General features: G+C 54.5%; 15 protein-coding genes and 1 tRNA gene. 10 read left to right on the forward strand and 6 right to left on the reverse strand.

What is annotated here, in order from left to right; all coding sequences use genetic code 11:
* Positions 1-39: 39 nt before the first annotated feature.
* Entirely contained in the window at positions 40-807 is a 768-nt protein-coding gene (locus tag A936_RS10070; RefSeq protein ID WP_008457303.1) for an amidohydrolase, read from the reverse strand.
* 96 nt (positions 808-903) lie between these two features.
* Positions 904-3348, reverse strand: coding sequence for an acyl-CoA dehydrogenase FadE (gene fadE / locus A936_RS10075; protein WP_008457305.1), 2445 nt, complete (start codon positions 3346-3348; stop codon positions 904-906).
* Between the two features lie 229 nt (positions 3349-3577).
* Here fadE and lpcA point away from each other — a divergent pair, with 229 nt between their 5' ends.
* Positions 3578-4159: a D-sedoheptulose 7-phosphate isomerase gene (lpcA, locus tag A936_RS10080; RefSeq protein ID WP_008457307.1), complete on the forward strand. Its 582-nt coding sequence runs from the start codon at positions 3578-3580 to the stop codon at positions 4157-4159.
* Between the two features lie 55 nt (positions 4160-4214).
* Positions 4215-4982: a class II glutamine amidotransferase gene (locus tag A936_RS10085; RefSeq protein ID WP_008457309.1), complete on the forward strand. Its 768-nt coding sequence runs from the start codon at positions 4215-4217 to the stop codon at positions 4980-4982.
* Here A936_RS10085 and dpaA read toward each other — a convergent pair.
* Positions 4953-5693: a peptidoglycan meso-diaminopimelic acid protein amidase gene (gene dpaA / locus A936_RS10090; RefSeq protein WP_008457310.1), complete on the reverse strand. Its 741-nt coding sequence runs from the start codon at positions 5691-5693 to the stop codon at positions 4953-4955. The two genes, A936_RS10085 and dpaA, sit on opposite strands and share 30 nt — an antisense overlap.
* Positions 5694-5985: 292 nt before the next feature.
* Here dpaA and dinB point away from each other — a divergent pair, with 292 nt between their 5' ends.
* The gene (dinB, locus tag A936_RS10095) at positions 5986-7041 is read left to right on the forward strand and encodes a DNA polymerase IV (protein ID WP_008457347.1); all 1056 of its coding nucleotides are present in this window, start codon (positions 5986-5988) and stop codon (positions 7039-7041) included.
* Between the two features lie 126 nt (positions 7042-7167).
* Here dinB and pepD read toward each other — a convergent pair whose 3' ends face one another.
* A complete protein-coding gene (gene pepD / locus A936_RS10100; RefSeq protein ID WP_008457348.1) occupies positions 7168-8625 on the reverse strand; it encodes a beta-Ala-His dipeptidase in 1458 nt (485 codons plus the stop codon).
* Between the two features lie 255 nt (positions 8626-8880).
* Between pepD and gpt the strand changes: the two genes are divergently transcribed.
* The 3 genes from gpt to crl all read left to right on the forward strand — a co-directional run bounded on the left by gpt (position 8881) and on the right by crl (position 11167).
* Positions 8881-9339, forward strand: a complete 459-nt coding sequence (gene gpt / locus A936_RS10105; RefSeq protein ID WP_008457349.1) for a xanthine phosphoribosyltransferase — start codon at positions 8881-8883, stop codon at positions 9337-9339.
* A 121-nt stretch (positions 9340-9460) separates the two neighbouring features.
* Positions 9461-10708 (forward strand): esterase FrsA, encoded by a 1248-nt coding sequence (gene frsA / locus A936_RS10110; RefSeq protein WP_008457350.1) that lies wholly within the window; start codon positions 9461-9463, stop codon positions 10706-10708.
* Positions 10709-10765: 57 nt separating this feature from the next.
* On the forward strand, positions 10766-11167 hold the full coding sequence (gene crl, locus A936_RS10115; RefSeq protein WP_008457351.1) for a sigma factor-binding protein Crl: 402 nt from the start codon (positions 10766-10768) through the stop codon (positions 11165-11167).
* A 55-nt stretch (positions 11168-11222) separates the two neighbouring features.
* On the opposite strand, the gene ompC is transcribed toward crl, so the two are convergent.
* The gene (ompC, locus tag A936_RS10120; RefSeq protein ID WP_008457352.1) at positions 11223-12332 is read right to left on the reverse strand and encodes a porin OmpC; all 1110 of its coding nucleotides are present in this window, start codon (positions 12330-12332) and stop codon (positions 11223-11225) included.
* 298 nt (positions 12333-12630) lie between these two features.
* Here ompC and proB point away from each other — a divergent pair, with 298 nt between their 5' ends.
* The 3 genes from proB to A936_RS10135 all read left to right on the forward strand — a co-directional run bounded on the left by proB (position 12631) and on the right by A936_RS10135 (position 15186).
* Positions 12631-13734 carry a glutamate 5-kinase gene (gene proB, locus A936_RS10125; protein WP_008457354.1) on the forward strand — a complete coding sequence of 368 codons (1104 nt, stop codon included), beginning with the start codon at positions 12631-12633 and terminating at the stop codon, positions 13732-13734.
* An 11-nt stretch (positions 13735-13745) separates the two neighbouring features.
* Complete coding sequence (proA, locus tag A936_RS10130; RefSeq protein ID WP_008457356.1) at positions 13746-14999, forward strand: glutamate-5-semialdehyde dehydrogenase; 1254 nt, start codon at positions 13746-13748, stop codon at positions 14997-14999.
* Between the two features lie 111 nt (positions 15000-15110).
* Positions 15111-15186: transfer RNA gene (locus A936_RS10135), tRNA-Thr, on the forward strand.
* A 414-nt stretch (positions 15187-15600) separates the two neighbouring features.
* On the opposite strand, the gene A936_RS22780 is transcribed toward A936_RS10135, so the two are convergent.
* Positions 15601-15948, reverse strand: coding sequence for a winged helix-turn-helix transcriptional regulator (locus tag A936_RS22780; RefSeq protein WP_008457358.1), 348 nt, complete (start codon positions 15946-15948; stop codon positions 15601-15603).
* A gap of 115 nt (positions 15949-16063) precedes the next feature.
* Between A936_RS22780 and A936_RS10140 the strand changes: the two genes are divergently transcribed.
* A complete protein-coding gene (locus tag A936_RS10140) occupies positions 16064-17011 on the forward strand; it encodes an NADP-dependent oxidoreductase (RefSeq protein WP_008457361.1) in 948 nt (315 codons plus the stop codon).
* Positions 17012-17336 lie beyond the last annotated feature (325 nt).

Below are 17336 nucleotides of genomic sequence, written 5' to 3' on the forward strand. Positions count from 1 at the left end.
AACCGGCCTGAACAGGCCGGTTTCTGCGTACTTTCATTCTTAAAGGCTGAAAGGATCGGCATCCTGCCAGGCCGGGAATTTCTCCCGGTACTCCCGCAGCGCAATCAGCGAAAGATCGGCATCAAGTCGTGCCGCCTGGTGAGGTTCAACGCTCGCCAGGATCTCGCCCTGCGGGCTGATGATCCGGCTGTCGCCCCGGTAATGGTGGCCGTTGCCGTCGGTGCCCACGCGATTGCAGCCTGCCACATAAGCCTGGTTCTCAATGGCGCGCGCCTGCAGCAGGCTTTGCCAGTGCAGAGAGCGCGGCGCGGGCCAGTTGGCGACGTACAGCGCCAGATCGTAGTCATTGCGATTGCGGGACCACACCGGGAAGCGCAGGTCGTAGCAAACCAGCGGTAAAATACGCCAGCCTTTCCACTCAATAATCACGCGTTCTTCCCCGGCCTGATAATGATGATGCTCATCGGCCATGCGGAACAGGTGGCGCTTATCGTAGAAATGCACTTTGCCGTCCGGCTGAACCAGCAGGAAGCGGTTCACCGGCCCACGTTCGGTTTGCAGAGCGGCGCTGCCGGCGATCATCGCCTGCGTTTGCTGGGCTTTGAACTGCATCCAGTCAATCACTTCCTGTTCCGGCATTGACTGCACGGCGGCTTCCATCGCAAAGCCGGTGGTGAACATTTCCGGCAGAATAATCAGGTCACGCCCGCGCACGCCCTCCAGCAGCACATCAAAATGACGCAGGTTCGCGGCACCATCCATCCAGACGAGCGGTTGTTGCAGAACGGAAACTTTCAGACCAGACACCATCGGCAGCCTCTTAGCAGAATATTTCATCCACTGTAGCACGAGAAAACGTGCTTTTGTTGGCAATAAAAAACCCCTCATAAGAGGGGTTAATGGTCAGGCGGCTTCAACCTTTCTGTGCTTTTCCGGCACCTTCACCGGCTGTGTCGCCAGCGCCTCCGGATCAAACTCATCCACGTTGATGCTGCGCAGGCGGCTGGCTTCCGCTTTAGTCAGAATCGCCGCTTCATCGGCGGTGATCTTGCCTTCACCCAGCAGCTGCTTCGCCAGCTCATCCAGGCGAGTGAACGGCAGATTGCGCTTCAGCTCTTTGCACACGCGCTGGTGGATTGGCTCGGCGGCCATAATATCCAGCAGAGCGGCTTCCAGCAGGCCAGCAGGGTTATGCTCGCTTGGCGTCAGGTACTGACCGCGGCCAATACGCGACCGGGTTGCGGACGGCACCTGCAGGATTTTCGCCAGCTTGTGGTCCAGCACATCGGACGGCGCATCGTAGCGGCGACCCAGCGGGAAGATAACCAGCCGCAGCGTACCGGCCACAAAGCGGTTCGGGAAGTTGCGCAGCAGGTCATCAATCGCCTGTTCGGCCTGGAACAGCGCATCCTGCACGCCCCAGTGAACCAGCGGCAGATCGGCTTCGTTACGCCCTTCATCTTCGTAGCGTTTCAGCACCGCCGTCGCCAGATAAAGCTGGCTCAGCACATCACCCAGGCGGGCAGAGATACGCTCTCTGCGCTTCAGGCTACCGCCCAGCACGGCCATGGAGACATCCGACAGCAGCGCCAGGTTGGCGCTCAGGCGGTTGATGTACTGGTAGTAGCGTTTAGTTGCATCGCGGGTCGGCGTGCTGCTGCCGAGGCCGTTGGTCAGGCCCAGCCACAGGCTGCGCATTTTGTTGCTGCCCACGTGGCCGATGTGCTTGAACAGCAGCTTATCGAAGGCATTCACGTCGTTATTCTGCGCCGCGGCCATCTCTTCCAGCACGTACGGATGGCAGCGAATTGCGCCCTGGCCGAAGATGATCATGCTGCGGGTCAGAATGTTAGCGCCTTCAACGGTGATGGCGATCGGCGCGCCCTGGTAAGCACGGGCCACGAAGTTAGCGTCGCCGAGCATGATGCCTTTCCCGCCGACGATATCCATCGCATCAAGAATGGCGCGCTGGCCACGGTGGGTACAGTGGTACTTAACAATCGCAGACAGTACGGCGGGTTTCTCACCGAGCACGATGCCGTAGGTAATTAAAGAAGCTGCGGCATCCATGACATACGCGTTACCGGCGATGCGTGCCAGCGGCTCTTCAATCCCTTCCATTTTGCCGATAGAAATTTTGAACTGACGGCGGATATGCGCGTAAGCACCCGTTGCCATCGCCACGGATTTCAGGCCGCCGGTAGCGTTAGACGGCAGGGTAATGCCGCGACCTACGGACAGGCACTCAACCAGCATACGCCAGCCCTGACCGGCCATTTTTGGACCACCGATAATAAAGTCGATAGGCACAAAGATGTCGTTCCCACGGGTTGGGCCGTTCTGGAACGGTACGTTCAGCGGGAAGTGACGTTTGCCGATTTCCACGCCAGGCGTGTGGGTTGGGATCAGCGCACAGGTAATGCCGAGGTCTTCTTCGCCGCCGAGCAGGCGTTTCGGGTCAGACAATTTGAACGCCAGGCCCAGTACGGTGGCGATAGGGGCGAGCGTGATATAGCGTTTGTTCCAGGTCAGGCGCATACCGAGCACCTGTTCACCCTGCCATTCCCCCATGCAAACCACGCCGCTGTCCGGGATTGCGCCGGCATCGGAACCGGCTTCCGGGCTGGTCAGCGCGAAGCAAGGGATTTCCAGGCCGCGTGCCAGGCGAGGCAGGTAGTGATCTTTTTGCTCTTCGGTGCCGTAGTGCTGCAGCAGTTCGCCCGGGCCTAAGGAGTTAGGCACGCCGACGGTAATCGCCAGGATCCCGGAAACGCCGGACAGTTTTTGCAGCACGCGAGCCTGAGCATAGGCTGAGAACTCGAGGCCGCCGTACTCTTTCTTGATGATCATCGCGAAGAAGCGATGCTCTTTCAGGTAAGCCCACAGCTCAGGGGGCAGGTCGGCCAGCTCATGGGTGATCTGGAAATCGTTCGCCATGCGGCAGGCTTCTTCCACCGGGCCATCAAGGAACGCCTGTTCCTCTTCGGTCAGCTTTGGCTGAGGGTAGTTATGCAGTTTTTGCCAGTCCGGCTTGCCGCGGAACAGATCGCCTTCCCACCAGGTCGTCCCGGCGTCGATGGCTTCTTTTTCGGTGCGGGACATCGGCGGCATGACTTTGCGGAAGCCACGGAAAATCGGTGCGGAGATCAGCGATTTACGCAGCGGCGTGACCAGCAGCGGCACCAGAATTACCGCCAGCGGAACCAGCACCCAGAAAGACCAGATGCCAGCGAAGCCCAGCGCGGCGGTCCACGCGAGCAGAAGCACGCTGCTAAGCAGCAGATTTGCCTGGTGATAGAACAACACACCCAGCAGAACAACGGTAAGGACAATGCTTAAAATCAACATAAAGAAAGCTCCCTTGCTTGTAGGAGGTCTGACCACTTGTGATGTATTGGTTGTAGTGGATGTTGCTTTCTTTAGCAATGTGTTTACAAAATAATTACAACCTCGCTCACATTGTTGCCGCCCTTCCAGGGAAAACCCCGGCTTTACACGCGGGGTTACGCTTCTCGCTTTCGGCGCTATCCGGTACACTGCGGGATGTGAAATTCACTCAAACCTCAAGGACCTCCTCATGTACCAGGATCTTATTCGTAGTGAGCTAAATGAAGCGGCGGAAACGCTGACTAACTTCCTTAAGGATGAAGCCAACATTCATGCTATCCAGCGCGCAGCGGTGCTGCTGGCAGACAGTTTCAAAGCGGGCGGCAAAGTACTGTCCTGCGGGAACGGTGGCTCACACTGCGATGCTATGCACTTTGCGGAAGAGTTAACGGGCCGCTATCGTGAGAACCGCCCGGGCTATCCGGCGATCGCGATTTCTGACGTGAGCCACATCTCCTGCGTCAGCAACGATTTTGGCTACGACTATGTCTTCTCTCGCTACGTTGAAGCCGTTGGCCGCGAAGGCGACGTGCTGCTGGGGATCTCCACGTCCGGCAACTCCGGCAACGTCATCAAAGCGATTGAAGCTGCCCGCGCGAAAGGCATGAAAGTCATTACCCTGACCGGCAAAGACGGCGGCAAAATGGCCGGTACGGCTGACATCGAAATCCGTGTGCCGCACTTCGGCTATGCGGACCGCATTCAGGAAATTCACATCAAAGTGATCCACATCCTGATTCAGTTAATCGAAAAAGAAATGGTTAAAGCTTAGCCCGTAATGCCCCTGCTCCTCCCGGAGCAGGGGTATTCGTTGTGGGAGAGAAGAGATGTGCGAATTGCTCGGGATGAGTGCCAACGTACCGACGGATATCTGTTTTAGTTTTACCGGACTGGTGCAGCGCGGAGGCGGAACAGGCCCCCATAAAGACGGCTGGGGTATAACCTTCTACGAAGGGAAAGGCTGCCGCACGTTTAAAGATCCGCAGCCGAGCTTTAACTCGCCCATCGCCCGCCTCGTCCAGGATTACCCAATTAAATCCTGCTCGGTTATTGCGCATATTCGCCAGGCAAACCGCGGCAAGGTTGCGCTGGAAAACACCCATCCGTTCACCCGCGAACTGTGGGGCCGCAACTGGACCTATGCCCATAACGGGCAACTCAAGGGCTATCGCACGCTGGAGACGGGGACGTTCCGCCCGATTGGCGAAACGGACAGCGAGCAGGCGTTCTGCTGGCTGCTGCACAAACTCACGCAGCGTTACCCGCGCACGCCGGGCAATATGGAAGCGGTATTCCGCTATATCACTGAACTGGGCGCAGAGCTTAGAGAAAAGGGCGTGTTTAACATGCTGCTGTCGGACGGGCGCTACGTGATGGCGTTTTGCTCGACGAACCTGTTCTGGATCACCCGCAGAGCGCCATTCGGTGTCGCTAAGCTGCTGGATCAGGACGTGGAAATTGATTTTCAGGAAGAGACCACACCGAACGATGTGGTCACGGTCATCGCAACTCAGCCGCTGACCGCCAACGAAACCTGGCACAAAATTGAGCCAGGCAAGTCGGCGTTATTTTGCCTCGGTGAGCTTATAGTTTGAAGCCAGCTGCGGTTGAACTGGCGTCATCACGGCAGGTTTGCTGATGACGTAGTTCCCGCTGACCACGGCCACGCCCGGTGGTTGATGGTTAGCTGCGAAGTAGTCATAGCCCGGTTTCAGCTCTTTCCAGAAGTTGATGTAGGTGGAGTACTTGTGGCGTTCCATATTGGCGTCGGTCATACGGAACGGGAAGATACTCACCTGCACGCGTGGCTGGCCAAACACCAAAGCCCCGGTCACAAACTGGAAGATTTCGTCGATGCCGGAGTCGGTCATGGCATAGCAGCCAATCGACACGCAGGCGCCGTGAATCATCAGGTATTTCCCTTCATAGCCGTGAGCGCGGTCAAATTCATTCGGGAAGCCAATATTAATGGCTTTATAGAAGCGGCTGTCCGGTTTTAACTGACTGCGATCAACGCTATAAAACCCTTCCGGGCTTTTAAAATCGCCCTGACGCTGTTTTGGCCCCAGGCCGCCGGAATAGTTACAGATGCGGTAACTGTTGAGGAGCTGGTACTGCTCGCCCATTTTCACCCACAGTTCCAGGGTGCGCTCTTCTTTAAAGATTTGAATATAAACCGGGGAGCCCATTAGCTGCTGTCTGCTATCTTTGCCGACAGGGGCGGCGACACCGCTGCTGTTAAGCAGGCTGGCGAAAGAGAAAAACGGCATAGAGAGCATCGCAATAATCAGTGCGATATTACGCATACTGCTTGATTCCTTGATAAACCTGAAACTAACAGCCAGGACGGCTAAAGGGACCCGAAATCAGAAAATTCTGTACAGGATTGCGCTCACATTAGCATCGTGGCTAATTTTCGCAAGCGCCAGACGCGGGCGTTTACACATTTTATTGGAATCAATTGGAGTTTTTGCGGTGTGTCACTTTATGCCCAAGGTGATGCCACTCGCAGGGAAAGATTTGTTGGCCTGCGACAATTTCCTCATTTTGAAAATTAGCTGTATACTTATCCAGTGTTATTTTTCTGGTTGAGTGGATATGCGCAAAATCATTCATGTCGATATGGACTGCTTTTTTGCCGCCGTTGAGATGCGTGATAACCCGGCCCTGCGCGATATTCCCCTCGCTATTGGCGGCAGCGCCCAACGGCGAGGCGTGATCAGCACGGCGAACTATCCCGCCAGAAAATACGGCGTGCGCAGCGCGATGTCGACCGCGATGGCGTTAAAACTCTGTCCACATCTCACGCTATTGCCGGGCCGGTTCGACGCCTATAAAGAAGCCTCCAACCATATTCGTGAAATCTTCTCCCGCTATACCCCGCTGATCGAACCCTTGTCGCTGGATGAAGCTTATCTGGACGTTACGGACAGCGAACACTGCCAGGGTTCAGCCACGTTGATCGCCCGCGAAATTCGTCAGGCCATTGCCGACGAACTGAACCTGACCGCCTCAGCTGGCATTGCGCCGATAAAGTTTCTGGCAAAGATTGCCTCCGACCTCAATAAACCCAACGGCCAGTATGTCATTACGCCCGAACAGGTACCGGACTTTTTAGCGACGCTACCGCTCGGGAAAATTCCCGGCGTGGGCAAAGTCACGGTGGCAAAGCTGGAAACGCTCGGTCTGCGAACCTGCGCTGACGTGCAAAATGCTGACCTGGCCATGTTGTTAAAACGCTTTGGGAAATTTGGCCGGGTGCTGTGGGAGCGCAGCCAGGGCATTGATGAGCGCGAGATCAGTAACGATCGTCAGAGAAAGTCGGTGGGGGTAGAGCGGACGCTCGCGGAAGACATTCATGAATGGCCAGAATGCGAAGAGATTATTGAACGCCTGTACCCGGAGCTTGAGAGGAGACTTGCCAAAGAGCGGGCCGATCTGCGTATCGCCCGGCAAGGCATCAAGCTGAAGTTTAATGACTTTCAGCTGACGACCCAGGAGCACGTCTGGCCGAAGCTGAACAAAGAAGACCTGATTGCCACCGCCCGTAAAACATGGGAAGAACGGCGGGGAGGGCGCGGCGTCCGGCTGGTGGGGCTGCATGTGACGCTGCTCGACCCGCAACTGGAGAGGCAACTGCTGCTGGGGTTGTGAATAAGACCCTCATCCCGGCCTTCTCCCTGGAAGGGAGAAGGGGAAAAACACGTTTTCGCTGAAAGTAAGGTAGACAAAGAAAATCCCCTCTCCCTTATAGGGAGAGGGTTAGGGTGAGGGTAAAACTTATTTCGCCGGAATCGCCTTCAGCAGCTCGGTCAGCAGCGTCCAGTACTGGCCAACGCTCTCAATATGTACCTGCTCGTCCGGGGAATGTGGGCCGGTAATGGTTGGCCCGATGGAAACCATATCCATCTCCGGATACGGCTTTTTGAACAGACCACATTCCAGGCCCGCGTGGATAACCATGATGTTCGGCGTCTGGTTGAACAGCTTCTGGTAAGTCTCGCGTACCAGGGCCATCACCGGAGACTTAGCGTCCGGCTGCCAGCCAGGATAGCTGCCTTTCGCCACGGTTTTCGCCCCGGCCAGTTCACCCAGGGACTCCAGCACGCTAACCACGTAGTCTTTACCGGAATCGATCAGGGAACGAATCAGGCAGATAATTTCTGCACTGTCGTCGCTCATGGTCACGACGCCCGCGTTCAGGGAAGTCTCAACCACGCCTTTCACTTCGTCTGAGTTACGAATCACGCCGTTTGGTGTTGCGTTCAGCAGATGCAGGAAGGTATCGCGAGTTTTAGCGGTCAGCGCCTGTTTGTCAGACGTTGTGGCTTCCACCAGAACGGTAATGTTCTTCTCGACCGCAGACAGTTCATTTTTCAGAACGGCCAGGTAAGCGTTAGCCGCAGACTTCAGCTCGGCCGCTTTCGCCGCAGGCACGGCCAGCGTGGCGAAGGCTTCGCGCGGAATGGCGTTACGCAGGGTGCCGCCGTTCAGGTCGAGCAGACGTGCGTCCAGTTCCGCGGCATGGGCCAGCAGGAAGCGAGCCAGCAGCTTGTTGGCGTTCCCCAGGCCCAGATGAATATCTGCGCCGGAGTGGCCGCCTTTCAGCCCTTTGATGGTCAGCTTGAAGGTGTCAAACCCAGCCGGAACGGCTTCACGCTGCAGCGGCAGCGTAGTGATAAAGTCGATCCCGCCCGCGCAGCCCATGTAGATCTCACCTTCCGTTTCGGAGTCGGTGTTGATCAGGATATCTGCCTGCATCCAGCCCGCCTGCAGGCCAAATGCGCCGTCCATCCCGGCTTCTTCGGTCATGGTCAGCAGCACTTCCAGCGGGCCGTGCGCCACGCTGTCGTCAGCCAGCACCGCCAGCGCGGACGCCATACCGATGCCGTTGTCTGCGCCCAGCGTGGTGCCGCGCGCTTTTACCCACTCGCCGTCGATGTACGGCTGGATAGGATCTTTAGCGAAATCGTGAACGGTGTCGTTGTTTTTTTGCGGCACCATGTCGAGGTGCGCCTGAAGCGCCACAGGTTTGCGGTTTTCCATGCCCGGCGTAGCAGGCTTGCGAATCAGGATATTCCCCACCTGGTCACGTTCGACGTGCAGGCCTTTTTCTTTTGCCCAGGACAGGATGTGTTCCGCCAGCGCTTCTTCATGATAGGACGGATGCGGAATAGAACAGATTTTGGCAAAAATATCCCACAGCGGCTGTGGCGATAATTGAGACAATTCAGACACGTTGAGTCTCCCTGGAGTCGTTTTTTTGGCTGACCGGTTACGTTTTTAGCCGGGTTCAGATACACCACAAGCACGGCTTGCGCGATGTTCTGAGAATACCACTTTCTTTTGTTGCGTGAAGGCTGAATACGAGCAAAATCCGCTGCCAGTGGCCTGCGGCACTGGTTTTTAGTGCGCCAGATCTCTATAATCTCGCGCAACCAAAACTCCTTCGAATACTTTTTAAGCCGTTATTTACAGGCCGGGACACTTCACATGAGCGAAAAATACGTCGTCACCTGGGACATGTTGCAGATTCACGCCCGCAAACTGGCTCAGCGTCTGCTGCCAGCCGAACAGTGGAAAGGCATTATTGCCGTTAGCCGTGGTGGCCTGGTGCCGGGCGCGCTGCTGGCTCGTGAACTGGGTATTCGCCATGTTGATACCGTTTGTATCTCCAGCTACGACCACGACAACCAGCGTGAGCTGACCGTGCTGAAGCGTGCGGAAGGCGACGGCGAAGGTTTTATCGTGATCGATGACCTGGTAGACACCGGCGGTACCGCGGTAGCCATTCGCGAAATGTATCCGAAAGCTCACTTCGTCACTATCTTCGCTAAACCAGCCGGTCAGCCGCTGGTGGACGATTACGTGATTGATATCCCGCAGGACACCTGGATTGAGCAGCCGTGGGATATGGGCGTGGTGTTTGTGCCGCCGTTGGCTGGCCGTTAATCCCTCTATGATTTGAGCTTTGTCATTTATTTGGCGCCCGGCATAGCCGGGCGTTTGTGTTATTTGGACCGTATCAGGCTACAATAGCGACGTTTCTCGTATTCATGGAGGCAGTGAAACGATGTCGCAGGCCAACCTCAGCGAAACCCTCTTTAAGCCAAGATTCAAACACCCGGAAACGTCCACGCTTGTTCGTCGCGCACGGCATACCGCCACGCCCGCGATCCAGTCCGCGCTGGACGGCAAAAACGTGCCCCACTGGTACCGCATGATCAACCGCCTGATGTGGATCTGGCGCGGGGTCGATCCGCGTGAAATCCTCGAAGTCCAGGCCCGGATTGCCTGCACCGAGGCTGAACGTACCAACGACGACCTGTTTGATACCGTGATGGGCTATCGCGGGGGGAACTGGATCTACGAATGGTCGAAGCAGGCGATGCTCTGGCAGCAGCGTGCCGGCCAGGAAACGGACGAAGAGAAAATCGGCAAATGCTGGCTGCAGGCGGCTAACCTCTACAGCATTGCGGCGTACCCGCACCTGAAAGGGGACGCGTTGGCGGAGCAGGCCCAGGTGTTGGCTAATCGGGCTTACGAAGAGGCGGCTCCCCGGTTGTCCGGCGGGCTGCGCGAGCTTGAATTCCCGATGACCGGTGGTGGCACCATCAGCGGCTTCCTGCACATGCCTAAAGGGGCAGAAGGGCCATTCCCGACCGTGCTGATGTGCGGCGGCCTCGATGCCCTACAGAGCGATTATTACAGCCTGTTTGAGAAATATTTTGCCCCACAGGGCATCGCGATGTTGACCATCGACATGCCGTCAGTCGGTTTTTCCTCTAAGTGGAAACTGACTCAGGATTCCAGCGTGCTGCACCAGCACGTGCTCAAAGCATTGCCCAACATTCCTTGGGTTGACCACACGCGCGTCGCAGCATTTGGCTTCCGCTTTGGCGCCAACGTTGCCGTGCGCCTGGCCTACCTCGAAGCGCCGCGCCTGAAAGCCGTTGCCTGCCTTGGGCCGGTGGTTCACGCTCTGCTGAGCGACCCGCAGCGCCAGGCCAACGTGCCGGAAATGTACATTGACGTGCTGGCGAGCCGTCTGGGCATGACCAGCATCTCCGACAGCGCGCTGAGCGTGGAGCTGAACCGCTACTCCCTGAAAACGCAGGGGCTGCTGGGTCGCCGCTGCCCAACGCCGATGCTGTCCGGCTTTTGGGAGAACGATCCGTTCAGTCCGGAAGAAGAATCCCGTTTAATCACTTCGTCATCTGCCGACGGCAAATTACTCCAGATCCCGTTTAAGCCGGTGTATCAAAATTTTGACAAAGCGCTGCAGGAAGTTACCGGCTGGATGAAACAAAGATTACGTTAAATATTTGCTAAATTACGGCGGTTTGCTAAAACAGTTGCTTCACAACAGGAGATCGTAATGACGTTACCGAGTGGACACCCGAAAAGTAGACTGATCAGAAAGTTCGCCTCGCTTGGCCCGTATATCCGGGAAGAGCAGTGTGAAGACAACCGTTTCTTCTTCGATTGCCTGGCGGTGTGCGTTAACGTAAAGCCCGCGCCGGAGAAACGCGAATTTTGGGGATGGTGGATGGTGCTGGAAGCCCAGGAAAAGCAGTTTACCTACACATGGCAGTTCGGCCTGTTTGATAAAGACGGAAAATGGACGGCGACCCCGGCAAAAGATAAAGAAGTGGATGAAAAACTGGAGCAGACGCTGCGCGGTTTCCACGGACGCCTGAAAGATTTACTCGCCACCCTTGAGCTTGGGCTGGTGCCTGCCGAGAACTTTGCGGAAAAGTCGCTTAAACTCTCCGCCTGAAAATAAAAAATCCCCGTCAAGCTGACGGGGATTTTTTTATCCGCAGTATCGCGAATTAGAACTGGTACACCATACCTACCGCAACAACGTCGTCGTTGTTCAGCTTCAGCTTGTTGTTGTCGCTCAGCTGGTTGATTTTGTAATCAACAAACGCAGACATGTTTTTGTTGAAGTAATAGGTGGCGGCCACGTCGATGTATTTCACCAGATCCGCATCACCAATGCCTTCGATGTCTTTCGCTTTAGACTGCACGTAGCCCAGGGATGGACGCAGACCGAAGTCGAACTGGTACTGAGCGATGGCTTCGAACGCCTGGTTTTTGTTAGCAAAACCAGACACGCTGCTGCTGGTGCCCGCCAGGGAACCCGGAACGCTGATTGGGTTCATGTTACGGGTTTCAGCGTAGATAGTTGCCAGGTACACGTTGTTTTTGTCGTACTTGATGCCGGTGGTCCAGGCTTCAGCTTTATCGCCTTTACCGTAAACGGAGGCTTTCTGCGCGTTGGTACGGTTAGAGTTGGCGTATGCTGCGCCCACGCTCAGGCCGGTGTCAGCGATGTCGTAGGACAGGCTGGTACCGAAGCCGTCGCCGTTCTGGCGAGAAGTATCGGAACGGGTGTTCGCGCTGTCAGCCCCGTTTTTGCCCTGGTATTGCAGAGCCAGCTTCAGGCCGTCAACCAGACCGAAGAAGTTGTTGTTGCGGTAAGTCGCCACGCCGGTCGCACGGCCGGTCATGAAGGTGTCGGTTCTGACGAAAGAGTCATCGCCGAACTCTGGCATCATATCGGTGTAAGAGGCGATGTTGTACAGCACGCCGTAGTTACGACCGTAATCAAATGAGCCGTAGTCACCGGCTTTCAGGCCCGCGAACGCCAGGCGAGTTTTGGTGCCGGTAGAGTCGTTCTCTGCTTTGTTACCCGCAATCTGGTATTCCCACTGGCCGTAACCGGTCAGCTGGCTGTTAATCTGAGTTTCACCTTTAAAGCCCAGGCGAGCGTAAGTCTGGTCGCCATCGGAACCGGTGTTGTCGCTGAAGTAGTGTTCAGCTTTAACGCGGCCATAGATGTCAACCTTGTTGCCGTTTTTGTTATAAACTTCGGCTGCCTGAGAAGCAGAAGCAGCCACGATACCCATTACCACTAATGCCAGTGTGCTCTTTTTCATTTGTTATCCCAAGAATGATGAACGCTTGCAAAATTGATCCAGGAGTCGGGCTCCTGCTAAAAACAGGAAGGGTTTTATCGTTCTCAGATTAAAGATTTATGACAATTTAGGAGAAAGATTAAATAAACGTAATAAAGTTTATATGTCATAAAAATGTAAAATATATCCGCTATCCTCAGCGATCCTTTCTGGCTTATTAGCCCTTTTCCCACGCCGCCTGTTGGCAAGCCGCGCGACTCCTGTTACAACGTCATCTGGCTTTTTAATTTCCCCTTATTTGTAGAAACGGCAGAGAATCATGAGTGACAGCCAGACGCTGGTCGTAAAACTAGGCACCAGCGTATTAACCGGTGGCTCCCGCCGCCTGAACCGAGCCCATATTGTTGAACTGGTTCGCCAGTGTGCCCAGCTGCACGCGGCGGGGCATCGTATTGTGATTGTGACTTCCGGGGCGATTGCCGCCGGGCGTGAACACCTCGGCTACCCCGAACTCCCCGCCACCATCGCGTCCAAGCAGCTGCTGGCCGCGGTAGGGCAAAGTCGCCTGATTCAGCTCTGGGAACAGCTGTTCTCTATTTACGGCATTCACGTCGGGCAGATGCTGCTGACCCGCGCCGATATGGAAGATCGCGAACGCTTCCTTAATGCCCGCGACACGCTCAGAGCGCTGTTAGATAACAACATCGTGCCGGTCATTAATGAAAACGACGCCGTGGCGACGGCTGAGATCAAAGTCGGCGACAACGACAATCTTTCCGCGCTGGCCGCGATTCTTGCCGGGGCCGACAAACTGCTGCTGCTCACCGACCAGCAGGGCCTCTACACCGCCGACCCGCGTAACAATCCGGCAGCGGAACTGATTAAAGAAGTGCACGGCATCGACGATGCGCTGCGCGCCATTGCGGGCGACAGCGTTTCCGGCCTCGGCACGGGCGGCATGGGCACCAAGCTCCAGGCGGCCGACGTCGCCTGCCGCGCGGGTATCGACGTCATCATCGCCGCAGGCAGCAAGCCGGGCGTTATCGGCGACGTCATGGCCGGCAACCCTGTGGGAACACGCTTCCACGCGCAGCAGTCGCCGCTGGAGAACCGCAAACGCTGGATCTTTGGCGCTCCGCCTGCCGGCGAAATCACCGTGGATGACGGCGCGCTGTCCGCTATTCTGGAGCGTGGTAGTTCATTGCTGCCTAAAGGCATCAAAAGCGTGAGCGGCAACTTCTCCCGCGGCGAGGTGATCCGCATTCGCAGCCTGGAAGGGCGCGACATCGCCCACGGTGTTTGCCGCTACAACAGCGACGCGCTGCGCCGCATTGCCGGGCATCACTCCCAGCAAATCGACGACATCCTCGGCTATGAATACGGCCCGGTGGCCGTGCATCGCGACGACATGATTGTTAATTAAGGAGCAGACTAATGCTTGAACAAATGGGCAAAGCGGCAAAAGAGGCCTCTTACCAGCTGGCACTGCTCTCCGGCCGCGAAAAGAACCGCGTGCTGGAAAAAATTGCCGACTACCTTGAAGCGCGTTCGGAGCAGATCCTGACCGCCAACCAGCAGGATGTAGACGAGGCGCGTAAAAACGGCCTCAGCGAAGCCATGCTCGACCGCCTGCAGCTCACCCCGGCTCGCCTGAAAGGCATCGCCGACGATGTGCGCCAGGTATGCAGCCTCGCTGACCCGGTAGGGCAGGTGATCGACGGCGGGCTGCTGGACAGCGGGCTGCGCATCGAGCGCCGCCGCGTGCCGCTCGGCGTGGTGGGCGTGATCTATGAAGCTCGCCCGAACGTGACCGTGGACGTCGCCTCCCTGTGCCTGAAAACCGGCAACGCCGCCATTCTGCGCGGCGGGAAAGAAACCTGGCGCACCAACAACGCCACGGTGGCGGTGATCCAGCAGGCGCTGGAAGAGTGCGGTCTGCCGAAAGCGGCGGTTCAGGCGATTGAAAACCCGGACCGCGCGTTGGTCACCGAAATGCTGCGCCTCGACCGCTACATCGACATGCTGATCCCTCGCGGTGGCGCGGGCCTGCATAAACTCTGCCGTGAACAGTCGACGATCCCAGTGATTACCGGCGGCATCGGCGTGTGCCACATCGTAGTGGACGACACCGCCGAGATTGAACCGGCGCTGAAAATCATCGTGAACGCCAAAACCCAGCGCCCGAGCACCTGCAACACGGTGGAAACGCTGCTGGTGCACCAGGCAATTGCCGACCGCTTCCTGCCTGCGCTGAGCAAGCAGATGGCGGAGTCCGGCGTAACGCTGCATGCTGACGAGAAATCGCTGCCTGTGCTGCAAACCGGCCCGGCGGCGGTGGAAGCGGTGAAAGAGGCGGATTACAACGACGAATGGCTATCGCTGCACCTGAATGTGAAAGTGGTGGCGGATCTCGATGATGCCATCGCCCATATTCGCGAGCACGGTACCCAGCATTCGGACGCTATCCTGACCCGCACGCTGCGCAACGCGAATCGCTTTATTAACGAAGTGGATTCCTCTGCCGTGTACGTCAACGCCTCAACCCGCTTCACCGACGGCGGCCAGTTCGGCCTGGGCGCGGAAGTGGCGGTCAGTACCCAGAAGCTGCACGCCCGCGGCCCGATGGGGCTTGAAGCCTTAACTACCTACAAGTGGATCGGTTTCGGCGACGACACTATTCGTGCGTAATTGAAGAAATGGTGATGCAAAAACCAGCAGTCAGTTTGATAAGTGGTTGACGCATCACCCAATCTTCCTTAACCTTTTACACCGCAGCCACGCTCGTGGCGCGTCCGGAAAGCCGATATAGCTCAGTTGGTAGAGCAGCGCATTCGTAATGCGAAGGTCGTAGGTTCGACTCCTATTATCGGCACCATTTCAAATTCTTCTCAAGCCTATATGTAAGTACTCCCCTTTTTGCACCACACATTTTTGAAACTTTCGGGTTTTGAGCTATCAGCCGGTACTCTTCCTGTGTAAGGGGCAGCAAACCATTTTCACTGACCGCTATACAAGCGTTTTAAATATTATTGATGAAATAAAAGCGATAATCTGAGCGTATTACGATTTATCATGTAAAAATGATGCAGCTCAGCTATTTTTCGAAAAGTCATTGCATTTATATAATAAGTGAAAATAGTTCAGGGCTAAATATAATTTCTGGGGCTGTAAGATAGATATTCTGCTGCAATGTCAATTTAAATGGCCAGACAGTAATTTTTATAATATCAAAACTCACTGCGAACATTGATGCTGTAATTAAACACATTCTTATGAATGTGTTTTCATTTTAAAGACCAGATGAATGATGGTTATTAAGTATTTCAGCATGTTGTGCGCCCCAGTCGCGCATTTCTTTTAAAATATTCTCCAAAGTACTGCCATATTTTGTTAATGAATACTCAACGTGAGGTGGTGAACTTTCTATAACAACTCTGATAATAATTCCATCTTCGACAAGTTCCTTCAACTGTGAAGTTAACATTCTCTGTGTGATACCATCAATCATTCTTCTCAGTTCATTAAAACGACATACTCCGTTTTCCATTAAATGGAACAGGATCACGGGCTTCCAACGGCCGCCGATAACTTTCAAAGTCGTTGTCACTGAACATCCATACGGTGCATTGTAGTCCACTATTTATTCCTCAAGGTATACTTTATAATACTTGGTATCATAAAACTGCGTTCTTACAAACTTAAAATCTGTTATGTATGATGCACCTTTTCGCGTTAATAAAAAAGGGGAAAAGATGCAAGCAATTATCATTAGAGAATTTGGCCCGGCAAAAAATATGGAGTATGTAACACTACCGACACCAGAAGTTAGTGCTGACGAACTTCTGATAAAAGTAGTCGCTACGTCCGTTAATCCTGTAGATATTCAAACAAGGCGCGGTGATTATTCTGCTGATATTAACCTTCCAGCTTGTTTAGGTGTGGATATATCTGGTGTCGTAGAGAAGGTCGGTTCAGATGTGACCAATTTTAAAATTGGTGATGAAGTTTATTATGTACCAAGGCTTCTTGCCAACGAGGGAAGCTACGCTACACACCATGTTGAAAAATCATCTATTGTTGCACTTAAACCTAAAAACTTATCTCACCAGGATGCCGCTGCACTGCCGTTAGCCGCAGGAACTGCCTGGGAATGTTTGGTGGAACGAGGACGGTTAGTAAAAGGAAATAAGGTGTTGATTCATGGAGGTTCTGGAGGTGTTGGCGTCTATGCCCTTCAAATCGCAAAACTTTTTGGAGCTCATGTCGTGACAACTTGTTCTCCTGGTAATTTCGAGTTTGTCCGTTCCCTGGGAGCACAGAGTTGCTACAATTACAAAGATTGTGACTTGTATTGTAAAATAGCTGAAGATCATCTTGATGGATTCGATATTATACTCGACACGGTAGGCGGGAATACAATTCAAAATAGCTTAGGGTTGCTTTCGAATAAAGGAAGAATCGTCTCTATTGTTGATCAATCTATTCCTCAGAATTTATTAGGAGGTTGGGCTGTAAATGGAGAGGTTCACTTTGTCTTCAATACTCAGTCGGCAGAAAGATTAAAAGAAATTGCAAGTGCAGTTGAAAAAAAATTAATTGTTCCTGTTGTTGAGAAAGTCATGCATATTGATGAAATTATTAAGGCCCATACTATTATGGAGTCCGGTGGTAGAAAAGGGAAAATCGTAATATTAACCTGATTTATTGGGTGGCAATAATTAACAATTTAATAATTAAATGGTTTCGTTGATAAAAGGTATAAGGCAGGAAGTGTTAAGGTCCCGCCTCATTATCATGGCCCATGAAAAGCGTTTTACTGACAGCCAGCGCCATGCGGAAGCAAACCTCGGCCGGAACGCCGGCGGCATTGTAAATAGACCCGTTCCGGGGCTATGGGACTGTATGAACTGGCACATAGGTAACACTTTAAACCGGGCACATGGGTAACAGGTTATAACTGGTACGGTAAACTGAGTGAGGAGGTTTATCGTGCCCTGGCTTGAGACTGTTACCATGCAACGAATG

The sequence above is a fragment of the Enterobacter sp. Ag1 genome (assembly GCA_000277545.1).
Lineage (GTDB): Bacteria > Pseudomonadota > Gammaproteobacteria > Enterobacterales > Enterobacteriaceae > Cedecea.

Excerpts from the sequence above, each read along its gene's own strand:
- fadE (WP_008457305.1), bottom strand. The coding sequence starts at position 3,348 with ATGTTGATTTTAAGCATTGTCCTTACCGTTGTTCTGCTGGGTGTGTTG.
- lpcA (WP_008457307.1), top strand. The coding sequence starts at position 3,578 with ATGTACCAGGATCTTATTCGTAGTGAGCTAAATGAAGCGGCGGAAACG.
- A936_RS10085 (WP_008457309.1), top strand. The coding sequence starts at position 4,215 with ATGTGCGAATTGCTCGGGATGAGTGCCAACGTACCGACGGATATCTGT.
- dpaA (WP_008457310.1), bottom strand. The coding sequence starts at position 5,693 with ATGCGTAATATCGCACTGATTATTGCGATGCTCTCTATGCCGTTTTTC.
- dinB (WP_008457347.1), top strand. The coding sequence starts at position 5,986 with ATGCGCAAAATCATTCATGTCGATATGGACTGCTTTTTTGCCGCCGTT.
- gpt (WP_008457349.1), top strand. The coding sequence starts at position 8,881 with ATGAGCGAAAAATACGTCGTCACCTGGGACATGTTGCAGATTCACGCC.
- frsA (WP_008457350.1), top strand. The coding sequence starts at position 9,461 with ATGTCGCAGGCCAACCTCAGCGAAACCCTCTTTAAGCCAAGATTCAAA.
- crl (WP_008457351.1), top strand. The coding sequence starts at position 10,766 with ATGACGTTACCGAGTGGACACCCGAAAAGTAGACTGATCAGAAAGTTC.
- ompC (WP_008457352.1), bottom strand. The coding sequence starts at position 12,332 with ATGAAAAAGAGCACACTGGCATTAGTGGTAATGGGTATCGTGGCTGCT.
- proB (WP_008457354.1), top strand. The coding sequence starts at position 12,631 with ATGAGTGACAGCCAGACGCTGGTCGTAAAACTAGGCACCAGCGTATTA.
- proA (WP_008457356.1), top strand. The coding sequence starts at position 13,746 with ATGCTTGAACAAATGGGCAAAGCGGCAAAAGAGGCCTCTTACCAGCTG.
- A936_RS10140 (WP_008457361.1), top strand. The coding sequence starts at position 16,064 with ATGCAAGCAATTATCATTAGAGAATTTGGCCCGGCAAAAAATATGGAG.